1 protein-coding gene is annotated in these 1,305 nt (G+C 67.5%); it reads left to right on the plus strand.

What is annotated here, in order from left to right; genetic code table 11:
- Positions 1–1,284, plus strand: a 1,284-nt coding sequence (locus tag EU811_RS23285; RefSeq protein ID WP_142940596.1) for an ABC transporter substrate-binding protein, incomplete at its 5' end; no start/stop codon positions are given.
- Positions 1,285–1,305 lie beyond the last annotated feature (21 nt).

Raw genomic sequence — 1,305 nt, forward strand, 5'->3', positions numbered from 1 at the left:
GTCCTCGGCGCCGGTGCCACCACCCTGCTCACCACTGGTCTGACCGCCTGCGGCTCGGGTGACGGTTCCGGCGGTGGCGGCAGCACGATCACCGCATTCACGTACGGGGACGACGCGGTGAAGGTCCAGACGGCGGCCGTCGACCGTTTCAACAAGTCCGCCGCCGCCAAGACGGCCAAGGGCAAGGTGAAGCTGGAGAAGGTCCCGGGCACGGACTACTCGGCCAAGCTGCGCACGGCGATGGGCTCCCCGAGCGCCCCGGACGTCTTCTTCAACTGGGGCGGCGGCTCCATCAAGGCGTACCAGGAGGCCAACCAGCTCATCGACCTGACCGACACCATCGAGGGCGACCCGGTCCTGAAGGGCGGTTTCCTGCCCTCGGTGCTCGCGGCCGGCGGACTCGGCGGCCGCAACTACGGCATACCGATGCGCGGCATGCAGCCGGTCATCCTCTTCTACAACAAGTCCGTCTTCGCCGAGCACAAGCTCCAACCGCCCACCACCTGGGCCGAGTTGCAGGAGATCAACGCCAAGCTGAAGGCCGCGAAGATCACCCCGTTCGCGCTCGGCGGCGCCGACACCTGGACCGAGCTGATGTGGCTGGAGTACCTCGTCGACCGCATCGGCGGCCCTGAGGTCTTCGCGAAGATCCAGGGCGGCGACGCGTCCGCCTGGGGCGACCCGGCCGTCCTCAAGGCCGCCGAGACCGTCAAGGAACTCATCGACGACGGCGCGTTCGGCTCGAAGTTCAGCTCGGTGTCGTACGTCAACGGCGGCGCCCCGGCCGTCTTCGCCAAGGGCAAGGCGGCGATGCACCTGATGGGCTCGTGGGAGTACTCGACGCAGCTCGGCAAGTTCCCGTCCTTCGCGAAGAACAACCTGGGCTGGTGCGCGTTCCCCACGGTCGAGGGCGGCACGGGCGACATCCGCAACGTCGTCGGCAACCCCACCAACTACTGGTCCGTCAACTCCCGTACGCAGAACAAGGACGCCGCGATCGCCTTCCTGAAGGACTGCGCCTCGGAGACGTACGCGAAGGCTCTGGTGGCCAACGGCGACATCCCGACGACCGCCAACGCGGCCAAGCTGCTGGAGGCCTCGCCCAACCCGGAGTTCGCCACGTTCCAGTACGAGATGGTCGAGAAGGCGCCCGCCTTCACGCTCTCCTGGGACCAGGCGCTGGGCGCGGACATCGCGACCCCGATGCTCACCGAGATCAACAAGCTCTTCGTCGGGAAGTCCTCGCCGAGCCAGTTCGTGTCCGCGCTCAAGGAGCTGAAGTGAGCGCACCGAGCCCACGAGACT

Source organism: Arthrobacter sp. TS-15 (assembly GCF_006964045.1).
Taxonomy (GTDB): Bacteria; Actinomycetota; Actinomycetes; order Actinomycetales; family Micrococcaceae; genus Arthrobacter.